A 286-nucleotide genomic window follows, 5' to 3' on the forward strand; every position below is an offset into this window, starting at 1 on the left:
TGCCTGGCAAACCGAGGTGGTCGAACCGCTACGCCGCGTGCGCCAACAATGGCGACAGGCAGCCGCGGACGATCCGCAACTGGCGGGCTTGCGTGAGCAGATCAAGGGAGTGGAACTGGCGGCAGAACGCATTCTGCTGGAGCGTCTGGAAGGCCTCTGCGAGCACGGGGTACCGACACCCGAGCGTGGCGCAGACTGGTTGCAATGGCTGGCAACAGACGCCAGCGCGAATCACGACGCGCTGCACAGGCTGCGCGTCGTGATGGGCTCGACTCAGGACGCCGAA

The 286-nt window shown here is 65.7% G+C and carries 1 protein-coding gene; it reads left to right on the forward strand.

All coding sequences use genetic code 11. From position 1 onward, the window contains the following. The coding region (locus OH705_RS27050; RefSeq protein ID WP_267303413.1) for a DUF2390 domain-containing protein at positions 1–286 on the forward strand (286 nt) is incomplete at both ends.

It is taken from the genome of Pseudomonas sp. BJa3, from assembly GCF_026343815.1.
GTDB classification, from domain to species: Bacteria; Pseudomonadota; Gammaproteobacteria; order Pseudomonadales; family Pseudomonadaceae; genus Aquipseudomonas; species Aquipseudomonas soli.